At 64.6% G+C, this 16,660-nt stretch carries 16 protein-coding genes; 3 read left to right on the top strand and 13 right to left on the bottom strand.

All coding sequences use genetic code 11. The features are described from left to right. The 3 genes from LY622_RS04355 to LY622_RS04345 are packed head-to-tail and all read right to left on the bottom strand — an operon-like array spanning window position 1 to window position 2,752. A complete protein-coding gene (locus LY622_RS04355) occupies window positions 1-1,056 on the bottom strand; it encodes a patatin-like phospholipase family protein (protein ID WP_234289763.1) in 1,056 nt (351 codons plus the stop codon). Between the two features lie 11 nt (window positions 1,057-1,067). Then, on the bottom strand, window positions 1,068-1,940 hold the full coding sequence (locus LY622_RS04350; RefSeq protein WP_234289762.1) for an alpha/beta fold hydrolase: 873 nt from the start codon (window positions 1,938-1,940) through the stop codon (window positions 1,068-1,070). After that, on the bottom strand, window positions 1,937-2,752 hold the full coding sequence (locus LY622_RS04345; protein WP_234289761.1) for an alpha/beta fold hydrolase: 816 nt from the start codon (window positions 2,750-2,752) through the stop codon (window positions 1,937-1,939). The genes LY622_RS04350 and LY622_RS04345 overlap by 4 nt, the downstream gene beginning before the upstream one ends. Window positions 2,753-2,976: 224 nt before the next feature. Here LY622_RS04345 and LY622_RS04340 point away from each other — a divergent pair, with 224 nt between their 5' ends. Continuing rightward, window positions 2,977-3,924 carry an AEC family transporter gene (locus tag LY622_RS04340; protein ID WP_234289760.1) on the top strand — a complete coding sequence of 316 codons (948 nt, stop codon included), beginning with the start codon at window positions 2,977-2,979 and terminating at the stop codon, window positions 3,922-3,924. 16 nt (window positions 3,925-3,940) lie between these two features. Here LY622_RS04340 and LY622_RS04335 read toward each other — a convergent pair whose 3' ends face one another. From LY622_RS04335 to LY622_RS04300, 8 genes are all read right to left on the bottom strand, one after another. Next, on the bottom strand, window positions 3,941-4,249 hold the full coding sequence (locus LY622_RS04335; RefSeq protein WP_234289759.1) for an antibiotic biosynthesis monooxygenase family protein: 309 nt from the start codon (window positions 4,247-4,249) through the stop codon (window positions 3,941-3,943). 17 nt (window positions 4,250-4,266) lie between these two features. Continuing rightward, complete coding sequence (gene sixA, locus LY622_RS04330) at window positions 4,267-4,758, bottom strand: phosphohistidine phosphatase SixA (protein WP_234289758.1); 492 nt, start codon at window positions 4,756-4,758, stop codon at window positions 4,267-4,269. Further along, window positions 4,755-5,870, bottom strand: coding sequence for an NAD(P)H-dependent glycerol-3-phosphate dehydrogenase (locus LY622_RS04325; protein WP_234289757.1), 1,116 nt, complete (start codon window positions 5,868-5,870; stop codon window positions 4,755-4,757). Before LY622_RS04325 ends, sixA begins: the two co-directional genes overlap by 4 nt. 116 nt (window positions 5,871-5,986) lie before the next feature. Next, a complete protein-coding gene (locus LY622_RS04320; protein ID WP_234289756.1) occupies window positions 5,987-7,432 on the bottom strand; it encodes an NAD(P)(+) transhydrogenase (Re/Si-specific) subunit beta in 1,446 nt (481 codons plus the stop codon). Window positions 7,433-7,448: 16 nt separating this feature from the next. Continuing rightward, entirely contained in the window at window positions 7,449-9,020 is a 1,572-nt protein-coding gene (locus tag LY622_RS04315; protein ID WP_234289755.1) for a Re/Si-specific NAD(P)(+) transhydrogenase subunit alpha, read from the bottom strand. 275 nt (window positions 9,021-9,295) lie between these two features. Further along, on the bottom strand, window positions 9,296-11,200 hold the full coding sequence (gene htpG, locus LY622_RS04310; protein WP_234289754.1) for a molecular chaperone HtpG: 1,905 nt from the start codon (window positions 11,198-11,200) through the stop codon (window positions 9,296-9,298). 120 nt (window positions 11,201-11,320) lie between these two features. Further along, window positions 11,321-11,779: a PaaI family thioesterase gene (locus LY622_RS04305; protein ID WP_234289753.1), complete on the bottom strand. Its 459-nt coding sequence runs from the start codon at window positions 11,777-11,779 to the stop codon at window positions 11,321-11,323. Continuing rightward, window positions 11,772-12,299 carry a PaaI family thioesterase gene (locus LY622_RS04300; RefSeq protein ID WP_234289752.1) on the bottom strand — a complete coding sequence of 176 codons (528 nt, stop codon included), beginning with the start codon at window positions 12,297-12,299 and terminating at the stop codon, window positions 11,772-11,774. The genes LY622_RS04305 and LY622_RS04300 overlap by 8 nt, the downstream gene beginning before the upstream one ends. A 203-nt stretch (window positions 12,300-12,502) precedes the next feature. Between LY622_RS04300 and LY622_RS04295 the strand changes: the two genes are divergently transcribed. Then, entirely contained in the window at window positions 12,503-14,455 is a 1,953-nt protein-coding gene (locus LY622_RS04295) for a transglycosylase SLT domain-containing protein (RefSeq protein ID WP_234289751.1), read from the top strand. An 80-nt stretch (window positions 14,456-14,535) separates the two neighbouring features. Here LY622_RS04295 and LY622_RS04290 read toward each other — a convergent pair whose 3' ends face one another. Continuing rightward, window positions 14,536-15,180 (bottom strand): LysE family translocator, encoded by a 645-nt coding sequence (locus tag LY622_RS04290; protein ID WP_234289750.1) that lies wholly within the window; start codon window positions 15,178-15,180, stop codon window positions 14,536-14,538. A gap of 434 nt (window positions 15,181-15,614) precedes the next feature. Between LY622_RS04290 and LY622_RS04285 the strand changes: the two genes are divergently transcribed. Continuing rightward, complete coding sequence (locus LY622_RS04285) at window positions 15,615-15,821, top strand: cold-shock protein (RefSeq protein ID WP_043515357.1); 207 nt, start codon at window positions 15,615-15,617, stop codon at window positions 15,819-15,821. A gap of 110 nt (window positions 15,822-15,931) precedes the next feature. Here LY622_RS04285 and LY622_RS04280 read toward each other — a convergent pair whose 3' ends face one another. After that, on the bottom strand, window positions 15,932-16,639 hold the full coding sequence (locus tag LY622_RS04280; protein WP_234289749.1) for a hypothetical protein: 708 nt from the start codon (window positions 16,637-16,639) through the stop codon (window positions 15,932-15,934). Between the last annotated feature and the right edge of the window lie 21 nt (window positions 16,640-16,660).

Here is a 16,660-nt window from a genome sequence, read left to right as displayed (position 1 = left end):
TCACACGCCGCCTCCCGATTCACGGTCTGCCGGCATCTGGGGCGGCTGAACGACCATTCCTGGGCTCCCCCCATGGAAGCGCCCTTCGTATTGGTCCAGCGCCTGCAAGGTGAGGTGGCGCCCCAGCCGTATCAGGGCATCGGCCCGGTGGAACTCGAACGCACCGCAGACCGTCTTGGGGACTTCGATCAGGATATCGGGGGGGTAGCCTGCCACCTTGTATTTCGCCAGTGCCGCCTGGGTAATGTCGAAGGACGCCAGGATCATGTCCATCCGCCCCCAGGCGCGACGCCCAGTGGAGGCCTTCCCCGTCGCGGCATCACTCTCGTCGTCGCCCTCCCCGCCGTTGCCGAACCCATCCAGAAAACGCCGGGTCGCGCCGCGCACATCCATCCAGCCGCTCACCGACGAGTCATTCTCTGGTACCTCTTCGTCGACGCCCGGCTCTGACGGCAGGAGGTCCTCCAGGGTCACCGGCTGCGGGCTATGCGCAGTGACATTCACCGCCAGAATGAGGTCGGCATGGGCCGATACGGTCGGGATGATCGGCAAGGGGTTGAGCAGGCCGCCATCTACCAGCGTCTGGGCACCGATATGCACCGGGGTGATCACGCCCGGGATGGCGATGGAGGCGCGCATGGCACGCAACAGAGAGCCCGACTGGAACCACACCTCACGCTGACGTGCCAGGTCGGTGGCCACCGCGGTGAAGGGAATCGGCAGATCCTCGATCTGGATGTCGCCCATCAGGCCCTGCAGCTTGCTCATCACCTTGCTGGCCCGCATGGCTCCCATGGGGCTCCAGGTGACATCCACCAGCTTGAGCACATCGAAATAGTCGAGCTGGCAGACCCATTCGCGATAGGCATCGAGCTCTCCCGCCGCATAGACCCCACCGATGACCGCCCCCATGGAGCAGCCGGAAATCGCCACGACTTCGTACCCGCGGGCCTCCAGCACGTCGATCACCCCGATATGGGCGTACCCCCTCGCCCCACCGCTGCCCAGGGTCAGGGCGACGCGCTTGCCCGTCGGCGCTGCCATCGAACCGTTCATGAGGCCGCTCCCTATAACACTTTCGCTTCCATTGCCTGCCAGTCGACGATGGTCTCCGCCACCGCTGCTACTGCGCCGGGCTCCAGGTGCAGGTGGTGCCCGCCGGGCAACACCCGTCGGGTGAGTGTCGAGACCGCCGATCGTGCGGCTGCCGCCGACTCCCGCCCGCCGAGTATGCCGCCCTCGCCTTCGATCAGCAGCACCGGTGCCTGGATGGACCCGAGCAGGGCCAGGGCCTGTTCCGGCGTCAGACGCACCGGTGATGGCCAGAGCAGGCGACCGTCGGTACGCAGGCGCACGTGACCATCGTCTTCATGGCACAGGTTGCGCTCCACCACCGGGGTGGCGGTAACGGCATCGATGGGCGTCACTCCACCCGCTACCCGGGCCGCCACGGCGGTTTCAATATCAGGATAGCGCGGCGCGGCCGATAAGGAACGTCGAGCCGAACGCAGGCCCTTGCGCAGTTGCTGAGCCGAGTCCCCTGCCGGGGTGGTGAGCGCCCCCAGTCCATCGATCAGTACCAGGCGGCCGATGCGCTCCGGGAAGGCAGCAGCGGCCAGGCAGGACACCCCCGCACCCATGGAATGGGCCAGCAGCGTGGCCCGCTCCAGGCCCAGGTCATCGGCGGCATCCAGCAGGTCGTGGCAGTAGTCCCACAGCGCATAGTCGCCGGCGACATGTTGCGAATGACCGTGTCCGCTGAAGTCGATGGCAACGATACGGATCCCCATCTGGCGTACCAGAAGGGGCGCCAGGCGCGTGAAGCTCGCCGCGTTGTCCAGCCAGCCGTGCAGCGCCAGCCAGGTCGGTGCCGCTTCATCACCCCAGCTGAGTCCGGCCAGACGCCCGCCGGCCAGCCGGATGGCTCGTGGACCGCTCATGTCGAAGCCTCCAGCAGCTCATCGAGCATCGCCAACAGGGCCTGGCGTGTCTCCTCGGGATGCTCCATCGGGAACATGTGCGTCCCCGGCACCAGCGACAGCTTGATCCGGCGACGCTCGAGGCGTCGACGGCGGGCCGGCGTGATCAGATCGGAGTCGCGGCCGGCGATCAGGCCGAAGGGCACCTGCAGGCGGCGCGGCAAGCTGGTCAGGTGGTCGGGTAGCTGACGAAAGATCTCGGTCTCGATGGCGGGGTCATACACCAGCTCGGCCGAGCCATCGTCACCCAGCCGGGTCCCCCCCTCGACATAGTCGTGCAGCGCATCGGGCGTGAAACGCCGGAACAAGCCCCGACGACGCAGATGATTGGCCATGGCGTCACGATCCGGCCACGCCGACCGCCGCCCCCTGGACTTTCCCGCCGGCGTGACCCGGTCGATGAAGCCGAAACGCTTGGCCATCTTCATCCCCCAGGCGTCCAATCCCAGCATCAGCGGTGGATCGAGCATGACGACGCAGCGAAAGCGTTCGGGGGCACGCTCGGCGGCCATGGCCATCAATACGCCGCCCATGGAGTGCCCCACGCCGATGGCGGGTTCCTCGCTGTGGGTGAGATGATCGAGCAGCTCATCGCGCAGCGCCAGCCAGTTGTGGCCGACCGGGTAGTCGGGGTGATGACCCAGGCGATCGACCGGATGAACGTCGAAGCGCTCGTGCAGCGGTGCAAGCAGGCTGCGGTAGCTCATGCCGGGAAAGCCGTTGGCATGGGCGAAGATCAATCGCGGTCGTTGGCTAGCGGGAGAAGCGGTCATGGTGGAATCCAGTGTCAAGCAAGACGTAAAGTCTGTGGCGATAGCAGGCTAACGGGTTTACCCTGTTTCGCCAAGTCGAACCCATCGGCTCCCCGACACCCAAGCTCAATCGGAGTCTCCCCATGTCAGCGCCGCGTCCCCCGCGTGATACCCGAATCCGTAACCGTCTCTTCTGGATCACCGTGATCGCCGCCGTGACGATCGGCCTGTGGCTGGCTCGCTGAATGGAGCTCGTCGATGTCTTCTTCGGCACCCTGGAAGTCACGCTGCCGGTCTTCGTCATGGTCTTCATCGGCCTGGGCCTGAAGCGTGCCGGCTGGATCGATCAGCCCTTCATCAATACCGCTTCGCTACTGGTGTTCAAGGGCACCATGCCGATGCTGATCTTTCTCAGCATCATCAAGGCCGACCTGGACGCCACCCTGAACCCGCTGCTGCTCGGCTTCTTCGCCCTGGCCACCCTGGGCAATTTCCTGTTCAGCTGGGGCTGGGCGATCCTGCGGGTGCCTCATGCCGACCGTGGCGTCTATGTCCAGGGCGCCTTCCGCGGCAACTGCGGCATCGTCGGGCTGGCCCTTGCCGCGGGCATGTACGGTGACTATGGCCTGTCTGCCGGAGGCCTGTTGCTCGGCGTGGTGATTCTCACCTACAACGCCTTTTCGGTGATTGCCCTGGCCGCCTACCAGCCCCATCAGCGCACCAACTGGCGCAGTATCGCCTCGCACATCGCACACAATCCGCTGATTCTGGCCGTGGTAGTGGCGGTGCCGGTGGCCGCCCTAGAACTGCGCCTTCCCGGCTGGCTGATGACCTCAGGGGAGTATTTTGCCTCGTTGACCCTGCCCCTGGCGCTGATCTGTATCGGCGCCACCCTCTCCCTGGGCTCGATCCGGGCATCGGGGCGCCTGGCCACCGGCGCCAGCCTGATGAAGATGATCACGATACCGATACTGGCCACCAGTGCCGCCTGGCTGGTCGGCTTCCAGGGGCGCGAGCTCGGTGTGCTCTTCCTGTTCTTCGCCAGCCCCACGGCGGCGGCCGCCTTCGTGATGGCCAAGGCGATGGGCGGCAACGCCGTGCTGACCGCCAACATCATCGCCCTCACTACGCTGATGGCGAGCGTGACCATCACGCTGGGGGTGTTTGGCCTGCGTCTCGCCGGGCTGATCTAAGCGTTGCCGTCATCGTCTAGCCACCGCTGCGGATCACCACCTCGAACTGCTCGAGCCCGCCGCCCTCGCCGACGGCGTCCCTGGGCATGGGGTTGGCGTGGGCGCGCTTGAAGTCATCGCCGCCGACCCAGGCGTGAAAGGCTTCCTGGCTCTCCCACTCGGTCTCCACCACATAGGGGGCCTGATTGCCCAATGGCCGAAGCACACGCATGGCCAGAAAGCCTGGCTGCTTGTCGATTTCGCCGGCCCGGGCGCGAAAGCGCGCTTCGAATGCCCCCTCATGGCCGGGGTTGACGAAGACGCGATTGTTGACGACGAAAGTCATGGCAGTTCTCCATTGATTCAGGGCCGCTCATCTGGCCAGGTAACGTCGTTCGGCGCCATGAAGCGCAGCAGCCTGGCGCAGCCCGCCGCCCACACCTCGGCCTCGAGCTCGGCCACGGCCGCCGTGGGAAAGCCCAGACCGCGGTCACTTCGCCCCTCGACCAGAAGCCCTGTCAAGGCGCCCACCAGCGGCATATGGCTGACCAGCACCAACGGCCCTCGGTCGGTCTGCTCCAGCAGCCAGTCACTCACGGCCTCGGGAGGGTCGTCCGGCGTGGCGATGGCCAGGGTCTCGACCTCGCGCTCCAGGCTGGCCGCCACATGCTCTGCCGTCTGCCGGGCACGCACATAGGGACTGGCGAGGATTCGCGCCTCATCCAGTTCCTGATACTGCAGCCAGTCGGCCATGCGCGCGGCTTCGGCATGGCCGCGAGCGGTGAGCGTGCGCTCGGCATCGACGCTGCCCGGGCCGGCCTCACCATGGCGCATGATCAGCAAGCGCTTACTCATTGCCCACTCCCATGTTGCCCGCTCCCATGCCTGCTGGCGTCCGGCTGGTCGTCGGCGGCCTCGACCCGCCGGTGGGCCCGCTGCACGTCTTCCCGTGAGAGCAGGAATTCCACATCGCTGCTCTGCTCCCCCCGCATCAGCATGCGCGCCATTTCCCGTGCCGGCACGCCCTGGAACAGCACCTGGTAGAGCCCTTCGGCCAGCGGCATGTAGACACCGGCCTCACGGGCCTTGTCGCGCACCAGGCGCACCGTGTTGACCCCCTCGGCCACCTGGCCCAGGGCCGCCACTGCGTCATCGAGGGTTTTGCCCTGGCCCAGCGCATAGCCGACTCGGTAGTTGCGCGACAGGTCCGACGAGCAGGTGACGATCAGGTCGCCGACGCCGGCAAGCCCGAGAAACGTCATGGGGTTGGCCCCCTGGTCCACCGCAAAGCGCCCCATCTCGGCCAGCGCCCGGGTCATCAGCATGCTGCGAGTGTTCTCGCCCATGCCCAGCGCGGCGGCCATGCCGGCGGCGATCGCATAGATGTTCTTGAGCGCCCCGCCCAGCTCAACGCCGTAGCGGTCGTTGCTGGCATAGACCCGGAAGTAGTCACAGCTCAGCGCCTGCTGCACCCGAGTGCGAGTCAGCGGGTCGTCGCTGGCCACTACCGTGGCGGTGAGCTGTTTCTGGGCGATTTCAGAGGCCAGGTTGGGGCCCGAAATCACGCCGATATGGGTGAAGCCCGTCTCCTCCTGGAGGATCTGGCTCATCAGCTTGAAGCCCTCCTCCTGAATACCCTTGGTAGTACTCACCAGGATCTGGTCGGAGCGAAGCCAGGGGCGTGCCTGTCGCACGACGTCACGAAAGGCCTTGGAGGGAATCGCCACCAGCACCAGTTCCGCCCGCTCGAGCACTGCCTGCATATCACTCGATGCCTTGACCGCCGGGTTGATGGCAAAGTCGGGCAGGTAGCGGCCGTTTCGGTGTTCACGGTTGATCTGTTCCACCAGATCGACGTCGCGTAGCCACTGACACACTTCTGCCCCGTTGTCGGCAGCAATGCTGGCAAGCGCAGTACCGAAACTGCCCCCGCCCAACACCGCCACCCGCATGGGATCATCGGACATGTTCACCCCTGAAAAGGTCGGGTAGAGAGAAGAGTGTAACGAAAAGCGCCCCCTTCGGGGGCGCCTGATGCCTAGCATAGCACCGGGCCGGCGATGCCGGCCCGGGCGATATCGCCTCAGTCGATCAAGGACAGCAGCGAATCGATGCTCTCTCGCGCATCGCCATAGAACATCCGCGTGTTCTCCTTGTAGAAGAGCGGGTTCTCGATGCCCGAATAGCCCGTGCCCTGGCCACGCTTGCAGACGAAGACGACCGAGGACTTCCAGACCTCAAGCACCGGCATGCCGGCGATGGGGCTGTTGGGGTCGTCCTGGGCGGCAGGGTTGACGATATCGTTGGAGCCAATGACGATCGCCACGTCGGTCTTGGGGAAATCGTCGTTGATCTCGTCCATTTCCAGCACGATATCGTAGGGCACCCTGGCCTCGGCCAGCAGCACGTTCATGTGTCCCGGCAGGCGCCCGGCCACCGGGTGGATGGCGAAACGCACCTCCTTGCCTGCCGAGCGCAGCTTGCGTACCAGTTCGCTCACCGCGTTCTGGGCCTGGGCCACCGCCATGCCGTAGCCCGGCACGATGACCACGCTGTTGGCGTTGTTCAGCGCGCTGGCCACGCCGCCGGCATCGATGGCCACCTGCTCGCCCTCGATCTCGGCCGCAACGCCGCTCTGGACGCCACCGAAGCCACCCAGGATGACGCTGACGAAGTTGCGATTCATCGCCTTGCACATGATGTAGGAGAGGATGGCACCGGAGGAGCCCACCAGCGCACCCGTCACGATCAGCAGATCGTTGGAGAGCGTGAAGCCGATCGCCGCCGCTGCCCAGCCCGAGTAGCTGTTGAGCATCGACACCACCACCGGCATGTCGGCGCCGCCGATGCCCATGATCAGGTGCCAGCCGATGAAGAAGGCGAGCAACGCCAGAATGATCAGCGTCCAGAAGCCGGCCCCGCTGATATAGGCGATCGCCAGCACCAGGCTCAGCGCTACCGCCCCGGCGTTGAGCATGTGCCCACCGGGAAGCTGGTTGGGCTTGCCGTCCACCTTGCCGGCCAGCTTGCCGAAGGCGATGACCGAACCGGTAAAGGTGACGGCCCCGATGAAGATGGCGAATACCACTTCGATCTGCAGGAACATCAGCTCGTCGGGGGCCTTGGTGGCCACCAGTGCGGCAAAGGCCGAGAACTCCTGCTGTCCCGCGCCCAGAGCCTGGGCGGCCAACACGCGACGGCGCTCGAGGTCGGCATTCCAGGCAACGAACACCGCAGCCAGGCCGACGAAGGAGTGCAGCGCCGCCACCAGCTGGGGCATCTCGGTCATGGCCACCCGACTGGCCACGTACCAGCCGATCACCGAGCCGATGATGATCATCGGGATCATCCACCAGTAACCACCGATCCCGGGGCCGAAAGCGGTGAAGAACACCGCCACGGCCATGCCCACGATGCCGTACCAGACCGCGCGCTTGGCCTTTTCCTGATTGCTCAACCCCCCCAGGGAGAGGATAAAGAGCACGCTTGCCGCAATGGCTGCGGCAGAAACAAAACCTTGACCCAACATGTCGTTACTCCGCCGCTCAGGATTTCTGGAACATGGCCAGCATCCGGCGTGTCACCAGGAAGCCACCCACGATGTTGATGGTCGCGATCAGTACCGAGATCGCCGCAAGCAATACCACCACCCAGTTGCCCGATCCGATCTGCAGGACCGCCCCGAGAATGATGATCCCGGAAATGGCATTGGTCACCGCCATCAGCGGCGTATGCAGCGAATGACTGACGTTCCAGATCACCTGGAAACCGACGAAGCAGGCCAGCACGAAAACGATGAAGTGTTGCATGAAGGAGACCGGCGCCACCTGGCCCAGCACCAGCATCAGTGCACCCCCGACGCCCAGCAGCGTCAGCTGACGCTTGGTCTGGGCCTTGAAGGTGGCAAGCTCCGCGGCCTTCTTCTCCTCCGGAGTCGGCGCCTTCTCCTTGGGCTTGGGCTTGGCGGCGGCAATCGCCTTGACCTTGGGCGGCGGCGGCGGGAAGGTGACCTCGCCCTGATGGGTGACCGTCGCGCCGCGGATCACGTCGTCTTCCATGTCATGCACGATCACGCCATCCTTCCCCGGCGTCAGGTCGGTGAGCATGTGACGAATATTGGTGGCGTAGAGCAGCGACGACTGGGTCGCCATGCGCGAGGGGAAGTCGGTATAGCCGACGATGGTCACGCCGTTGTCGCTGACCACCTTCTCGTCCGGGCGGGTCAGATCGCAGTTGCCGCCCTTCTCGGCGGCCAGGTCGACGATGACCGACCCCGGCTTCATGGCCTTGACCATGTCCTCCAGCCACAGCTTGGGAGCGGGCTTGCCGGGGATCAACGCCGTGGTGATGACGATGTCGACGTCCGGCGCCTGCTCACGGAACAGCGCCAGCTGCTTCTCACGGAACTCGGGACTCGATGGCGCGGCATAGCCGCCGGTACCGGAGCCATCCTGGGAATCCTCGAAGTCCAGGAACAGGAACTCGGCGCCCATGGACTCGATCTGCTCGGCCACTTCGGGACGCACGTCGAAGGAGCGTACCACCGCACCGAGGCTCGCCGCGGTACCAATGGCGGCGAGACCCGCCACCCCGGCACCGATGACCAGCACCTTGGCCGGCGGCACCTTGCCGGCGGCGGTCACCTGGCCGGTGAAGAAGCGTCCGAAATTGTTGCCCGCCTCGATCACCGCCCGATAGCCGGCGATATTGGCCATGGACGACAGGGCATCCATCTTCTGGGCCCGGGAGATTCGCGGCACCATGTCCATGGCGACCACGGTGGCGCCCCTGGCCTTGCAGCGCTCCAGCAGCGCCTCGTTCTGCGCCGGCCAGAAGAAGGCGATCAGCGTCTGGCCTTCCCGCAGCAGGTCGGCTTCTGCGTCGCTGGGTTCGCGCACCTTGATGACCACCTCGGCCTCGCGCCAGAGCGCCTCGGCGCTCTCCACCACGGTGACGCCGGCGGCGCGGTAAGCATCGTCATCGAAGCCGGCGGCGGCGCCGGCTCCGGATTCGATCAGGCATTCGTGTCCAAGCTTATGGATGAGCTGCGCACTGTCAGGGGTCAGCGCGACGCGTGCCTCCCCCTTGGCGAGCTCCTTGGGTGCACCAATCTTCACGTTGGATCTCCCTTATGGTTGTCGAAGTTTCAGTTTCAGGTAGGTCAATTCAGATAGGCCAAACCCACTATTCATACCTGACCATGCCGCAATGCACAACCGCCGTGATGTCGATCGACAGCAACTGAATGTAGCACTATCCGGCTGAAATAATGGTAAAAAACAGGGTGTGACGTTGACGTAAAGGGCCGGTCTGGCCGTAATCACAAACACGCACAGGCCGCCCGAAGGCGGCCTGTGGCGTGGACCATCGATGGGGTATTGCCCCCGCGGAATCAGGCTGTCAGCAGCGCATTGAGCCGCTTGACGTAGGCCGCCGGGTCGTCGAGATGACCGCCCTCGGCGATGATCGCCTGGTCGAGCAGGATGCGCGCCAGGTCAGCGAAACGATCACCCTCTGCCGCTTCGAGCCGGTCGACCAGGGCATGCTCCGGATTGAGCTCGAGGATCGGCTTGACCTCCGGCACTTTCTGCCCGGCGGCTTCCATGATGCGACGCATCTGAAAGCCCATCTCGTGCTCAGGCAGCACCACGCAGGCCGGGGAGTCGATCAGGCGATGGGTCACCTTCACTTCCTGGACTTCCTCGCCCAGCGCCTCCTTGACCCGCTTGACCAGCGCCTCCTTGGCCTTGGCGGTTTCCTCCTGGGCCTGTTTCTCCTGCTCGTCCTCGATCTCACCGAGATCGAGATCGCCCTTGGCCACGTCGACCAGGGTCTTGCTGTCGAAGTCGGTGAGGTGGCTCATCAGCCACTCGTCGATGCGATCGGAGAGCAGCAGTACCTCGATTCCCTTCTTGCGGAAGATCTCCAGATGCGGGCTCGACTTGGCCGCATTGAAGCTGTCGGCCACGATGTAGAAGATCTTGGACTGCCCTTCCTTCATGCGCTCGACGTAGTCGGCCAGCGACTGGTCCTGGGTGGCACTGTCGGTATGGGTGGTCGAGAAGCGCAGTAGCCCGGCGATCTTCTCGCGGTTGGCATAGTCCTCCGCAGGCCCTTCCTTGAGCACCGTGCCGAAGGTGTTCCAGAAGGTCTGGTAGCCCTCCTTGTCCTTGGCCAGCTTCTTGAGCATGTCCAGCGCCCGCTTGGTCAGCGCACTCTTGATCTTCTCGACCTTGGGGTCCTGCTGCAGCAGTTCGCGGGAGACATTGAGAGAGAGCTCCCGGGTATCGAGCACCCCCTTGATGAAGCGCAGGTAGAGCGGCAGGAACTGCTCGGCGTCGTCCATGATGAAGACGCGCTGCACGTAGAGCTTCACGCCACGGGAGCCATCGCGATCAAAGAGGTCGAATGGGGCGCGCCCCGGCACGTAGAGCAGGCTGGTATATTCGAGCTTGCCCTCGACCTTGTTGTGGCTCCAGGTCAGTGGATCGCTGAAGTCATGGGCCACGTGCTTGTAGAACGCCTTGTACTCGTCGTCGGAGATCTCGCCCTTGGGGCGGGACCAGAGCGCGGTGGCCTCGTTGACGGTCTCCCAGGTGGTGACCTCGCTGCCCTCGATTTCCTTGCCATCGTCGTCCTTGGCGGTCTCGACCCTGGGCATGCGCACCGGCACCTCGATATGGTCGGAGTACTTGCGCACCAGGCTCTTGAGGCGGAAGTCGTCGGCAAACTCCTTGGCATCGGACTTGAGGTGCAGCACGATCTCGGTACCGTGACGTTCGCTCTCGACATCGGCCACGGTGAACTCGCCCTCGCCCCTGGAGCGCCACTCGACGCCCTCGGCCTTGTCCGAGCCGGCCTTGCGGGTACGGACCGTGACTTCGTCGGCGACGATGAAGCTGGAGTAGAAGCCCACCCCGAACTGACCGATCAGCCTGGCATCCTTCTGCTGCTCGCCGGAGAGCTGCTTGAGGAATTCGGCGGTGCCGCTACGCGCGATGGTGCCCAGGTTCTGTATCACCTCGTCACGGTTCATGCCGATGCCGTTGTCGCGCAGCGTGACCGTGCCGGCCTCTTGATCGTGCTCGATCTCGATGCGCAGTTCACTGTCGCCCTCATAGAGGGCATCGTTATCCAACGCCGCATAGCGCAGCTTGTCGCAGGCGTCGGCAGCGTTGGAGATCAGCTCGCGTAGAAAAATCTCCCGGTTGGAATAGAGGGAGTGGATCATCAGGTGCAGCAGCTGCTTGACCTCGGTCTGGAAGCCGAGCGTTTCCTCGTGAGCGATGGTGGACATGGATCGGTTACCTCATGGCTTGAACCAGCGGCGACGCCGCCATGGCGCCGCGCGTGTAGAACTGTTCAGCGATATGGGGCCCGGGGCGGAAATTTCAAGCGCTGCTCTCTATCGCGATGCTCAAGACGAAGCGCTCAAGACGAAGTGCAGGCGTGCCGTGGCGATTGGCTCCTCCTCGCGCGCCTGCCAGGCCGTGACCTGAACGTTGGCCATGCGCCGGCCTTCTCGCAGCAGGCTACAGCGGGCGTGGGTGGGTATCGCACGGGCAGCGCGGAGGTAGTCGATGGAGAAATCGACGATGCGTGGCAACCGGGGAGCACGGGCAGCAAGCATCAGGTCGAGGGTGCCTGCCGTCTCCATGAAGGCGGCCACCACCCCGCCGTGAATCGCCGGCAGCAGAATATTGCCGATGTTGTGCGCCTGCGGTTCGAGATGGAAGACCATGCCGTCGCCCTCGGTGTCGGGCGATGCGGAGACATCAATGAAGCGGGCGTAGGGCACCCGCGCCAACCAGGCGGCCACGTCGCCCTCGGCCCGGGTCTTCTCCAGCCATGCGGCATCGTGAAAGTCGTCAACCATGGCCGTTCGCTCCGTCATTTGTTCCACTGAACAGCGCCTCGCTGAATCCTGGCGGCGTGTTGCGCGGCCCAAGACGCATGAAATTGGCGATTCCACGGGCGACGGGGCGCTCGGGGTCCTGCCATAGGGTGCCTTCGGTGAAGACCACCGACTCGGTCACGGAGAGCACACGGGCACTGGCCATGATGGGGAGACCGGCCACCGCCGGCCGGTAATGGTCGACGCGCAGGTCCAGCGTCGGGCAGACCTCCGGCGAGGGCAGCCCGCAGAGCACCGCCGAGCCGCACACGGTATCCAGCAGCATGGTGAGGACGCCGCCATGCACCAGCCCCCGGCTGGTATCGCCGAGCAGTTCGTCACGCCAGGGAAGCCGCATCGTCACTTCCGGAGGAACCACGCCGATCACCTCGAGTCCCAACTCCCGGGTATGCGGGATGAATGTGACGAATCGGGTCAGGGCGGTTCGCCAGGCCTCTGGGCCAGGGCCGATGGCCTCGGCACTTTGTTGATCTTGGGTCACATCCTAACTCCTCGAGACAGCCCAACAAGCGTTTGATCGAAGCCCGTTCAGCCTAGCTCTCGCACGGTGTCTGCACAAGCGTCCAACCGTTGAACGAAGCCCAGCCACACCCACCTGGAAATCGTCACCCAACCCCTACTCAAATATGCTCCAATGGGCGACGATACAGAGGTTCTGACTCACGCCTTCCGGAGGCCGTCACCATGCGCCATCGCCACCTGCTAAACAGCGCCGCCGCCTGGCTCGCCGCGGCAGCCATCAGCCTGCCGCTCATCGCTCATGCCCAGCCCAGCGACAGTGCCATGCGCGAGGCGCTGGAGGCGGCACGCAACCAGCAGTGGAGCAGAATCAACAGCAGCGCCATCAATGATCATGTGCTCTACGGCTACGTGGAGTATCACCGCCTGCGCGATCAACTGCCCCAGGCCGAGCCAGGTCAGGTGCTGGCTTTCATCGAGCGCTACAAGGATGCCCCCCTCGCCGAGTGGATGCGCGGCCAGGCCATCAGCCGCTACGGCAGCGCCGGTCGCTACGGTGCCGTCCTCGCCGTTGCCGATGGCGAGCCCACGGGGGCCGAACGCCAATGCCATTACTACACGGCGCTGCTGGGCAGCGATCCGCAGGCTGCCGCGGCAGGTGGGCGGAAACTCTGGCACGTGGGCAGCTCGCAACCGTCGGCCTGCAATACCCTGTTCCGCCACCTGCAGGAAAAGGGGGAGATCAGCGAACTCGATATCTGGGAGCGCAAGATGCTCGCCTGGCAACAGGGTGAAAGCGGTCTTGTCAGCTACCTGGGGCGCCAGCTAGGCAGCCGCTGGCAGGGAGCGCGCGATGCCAAGGCTCGTCTGCAAGGGGATTACTCCGCCATCACACGGATACCCAACTGTATCGGCCCCGAATGCCGCGGCAGCGGGGCGCTGTTTGCCGCCGCCATGCACGGCTTCACCCGTGCCGATACCGAGGCCGCCATGGAGGCATGGCGCAAGGTCGCCCCTTATCTGACCTTCGAGGGCGAGCATCGCCACGCCATCGAGGAGGACCTGGCCTTCTACTCTCTGGTACGCAACATCGACAACAACCGGGGCTGGGTGGACGATATCCTGCCGCGAGTCGGCACCGCTCGGGTACTTGAGCTGCGTGTGCGCCATGCGCTGACCAGCCGGGACTGGGCCGGTGCGCTGCGCTGGATCGAGGCAATGCCCGACGAGACCCGCGAGGATAGCCGCTGGCAGTACTGGAAGGCACGCGCCCATGAACAGCTGGGCGATACGGAACGGGCGCAGGTCGCCTATGCTCGCGCCGCCGACGGCCGCAGCTTCTTCGCCTTCGCCGCTGCGGATCGCATAGGCCGCCCCTATGCCCTGAATCTGGAGCGCAATGGCTTCGACGAGGCATTTCGTCAGGAGGTCGCCCAGTGGCCTGCCGTACAGCGCACGGAGGCCCTGCTGCGCATCGGCGAGGACGGCCTGGCCAACAGCGAATGGCTGAATGCGGTGGCCATCGGAACGCCCCGGGAGGCGCGGGCGCTTGCCGACTATGCGGCCCGCCGTGGCTGGCACGCCCGCCTGGTGCAGACCACCATCACCGGCCGGATGTGGGACGCGCTCGACTGGCGCTTTCCGGAAGCCTATCGCGAGCACTTCCTGCGCTGGGGCAACAACACCGGCGTGGACCCCTACCTGCTGATGGGCATTGCGCGACGCGAAAGCGCCTACAATCCGACGGCGCTCTCCCCCGCCGGTGCCCGCGGGCTGATGCAGATCATGCCCGGCACCGCCACCCAGCTCAGTCGCCAGCTCGGCATCAACGACCCCGGGCCTTACGGCGTACTCGACCCGGAGCTCAATATCCGCCTGGGCAGCACCTATATTCGCGACATGACCAACCGCTATCGGGGCAATCGCCTGGCCGCCGCCGCGGCCTATAATGCCGGCCCCGGCCGGGTCGACCGCTGGCTGCGCGACTCGCCGGAGGAGTTCGATCTCTTCGTGGAGAGCATTCCCTTCCGCGAGACACGCGACTATGTCCAGGCGGTGCTCGCCTACCGGGTCATCTTCGAAAGCCTGGCCAACGGGGGCAGCACCGAGGGCGTTTCGATGCTCAGCTCGGCGGAAACCACGGTGCGCTACGACGGTTCGCTGCTGGCACGCAACTAGGCCGACACCCGCCATGAATGAGGGAAAAGATCACCCAGGGCCCCGGATCGATGCCGGGGCCCTGGCGTTTCCGGTCGGGCTCAGGCGGGGTGACGCTCCAGCGCCAGCTTGATGCCGAATCCGATCAGTACCGCACCGGTCGCTCCATTCAAGACGCGGGAAAAGAGGCGGCTTCCCAGCCAGCGTCCCGCACTGCCCACCGTCAAGACGATACCGATCTGCCACAGGTTGGCGATGATGAAATGCACCCCTGCCAACCACAGCGACTTGATCAGGGCGGGGTCCGTCGGGGCGATGAACTGGGGCAGAAATGCCATGTAGAAGACAAAGGTCTTGGGGTTGAGCACGTTGGACAGCAGCCCTTCCCGCAGCGGCCGCCACACCGACCGCGCCTCGCGCGCCCCCATCACGCCTTCAATTGGCAGGCCCTGGCCGCGTCGTGCCGCCAGCAGGCTGGCGACTCCCAGCCAGATCAGGTAGCCGGCACCCGCCAGCTTGAGCAAACCGAAGGCCCATGCCGACTGCAACAGGATCAGGGAAATCCCCAGCGCCGATATGGTGGCATGCACGAACAGGCCACAGCAGATCGCCACGCTGGTCAGCACACCATCGCGCACGCCCCCGCGAGCCGTGTTGCGGATCACCAGCAGCGTATCCACGCCAGGGCTGATCGTCAGCAGGGTAATGGCCACCAGAAACGGCCAGAACTGGGCATCCAACAGCATGTTTCGAACGCTCCCTGCGATGAATTGGCCCGTCATGGGCCGAGGGGGCATTCTACGACAGAGTGATGAGGCTCTCACACTCACGGCGCACGGAATACGGCATGAAGCCTCCTTGCGAGCTACCGCAGAGCGCCGGGAAGGCGGCCATGGATCGCCTCAAGGACATACTCGGTATGGCATATTTCATGCGCGTGATTCGCTGGACGCTCCGAATTTTTCTATCTAAAGTTGTCTGGGCGGGCATGGTGGTTCGCCACTCATGCACTATCCGTTGCGTCGGACAGCAAGTGGAAAGTCGTTAGTGGAAAGTCGTTAGCAGTATGTTGAACTGTCGATAGACCCGAAGCGCACTTTTCTCGCCTTGCCCACGCACTTCGGGCCTCCGGCACTGCCGAGTGCCCAGCACGATCCATCAGTAAGTAAGGAAATCGACAATGGCAACTGGCACTGTCAAGTGGTTCAACGATACCAAGGGCTATGGCTTCATCTCTCCGGACGACGGCGGTGACGACCTGTTCGCTCACTTCTCCGAGATTCAGGCTGACGGCTTCAAGACCCTGCAGGATGGCCAAAAGGTCACTTTCGAAGTCACTCAGGGCAAGAAGGGCCTTCAGGCCTCCAATATCAAGCTCGCCGACTGAGGTACTGCTTCGGCAGGCGTATAGGCCTGGCTTCTGCTTGAAGACTGGCCCCCAGACGAAAGGCCCGCCTGACGGCGGGCCTTTTTCATGGCATGGCGCAGCACGAGTCCTCAATCCTCGATGTCGAACTGGGGCGCTTCACTCTGTGGATCGCGCCGCTCGGCCTCTTCGAACTGCTCGTCTAGCTGACGCCGCGCTTCCTCGAAGCGCCGCTCGGTTTCCTCCAGCATGGCGTCGATATCCGACTGTGTCGTCTCGCCACGCCGCTCCGCTTCCTCGTCGATGGCCGAAGGCGTGTCGCCGGTATCATCGTCCTGCATGGGTTCGATGGTCGAGCGAAAGTCCGTTGTGTCGTCCATGGGCTCCAACACCGGCGAATCGCGCTCGACCTCTTCGTACTGTTCATCGATACGACGCTGCGCCTCCTCGAAGCGCCGCTCGGTATCCTCCAGGATCGCATCGATATCCGAACGGGTAGGCTCACCCGGCAAGGCGCCACCTTCGTCGAGGGTCGCGGCCGGCGACTCCCCCAGCGTCTCGGCATCCGCTTCGATATCGTCGCCCGGCTCCATGGGACCACCTTCTTCGGGTACGGCTTCCGGTGCGGCCTCCTCCTCCATGACAGGAGGGGTATCGGACGCTTCCTCGGCAAGCGCGTCCGGGTCGTCGGTCATCGTCTCTTCCGGTACTTCGCCCGCGGGAATTTCCGTCTCCTCGACTTCGGGAGCCCCGGCCTCGTCTTCCGTATCGCCACAGCCAGCCAGGCCCAGCGCAAGGGTCAGCCCAACCGCGGCAAGTTTCCAGGGGGTCTTCGCCATTCAAGTATCTCCAGTCAATGT

The sequence above is a fragment of the Halomonas alkalisoli genome, assembly GCF_021412585.1.
Classification (GTDB): Bacteria; Pseudomonadota; Gammaproteobacteria; order Pseudomonadales; family Halomonadaceae; genus Halomonas; species Halomonas alkalisoli.
This window is presented reverse-complemented; position numbering and strand designations above follow the sequence as displayed.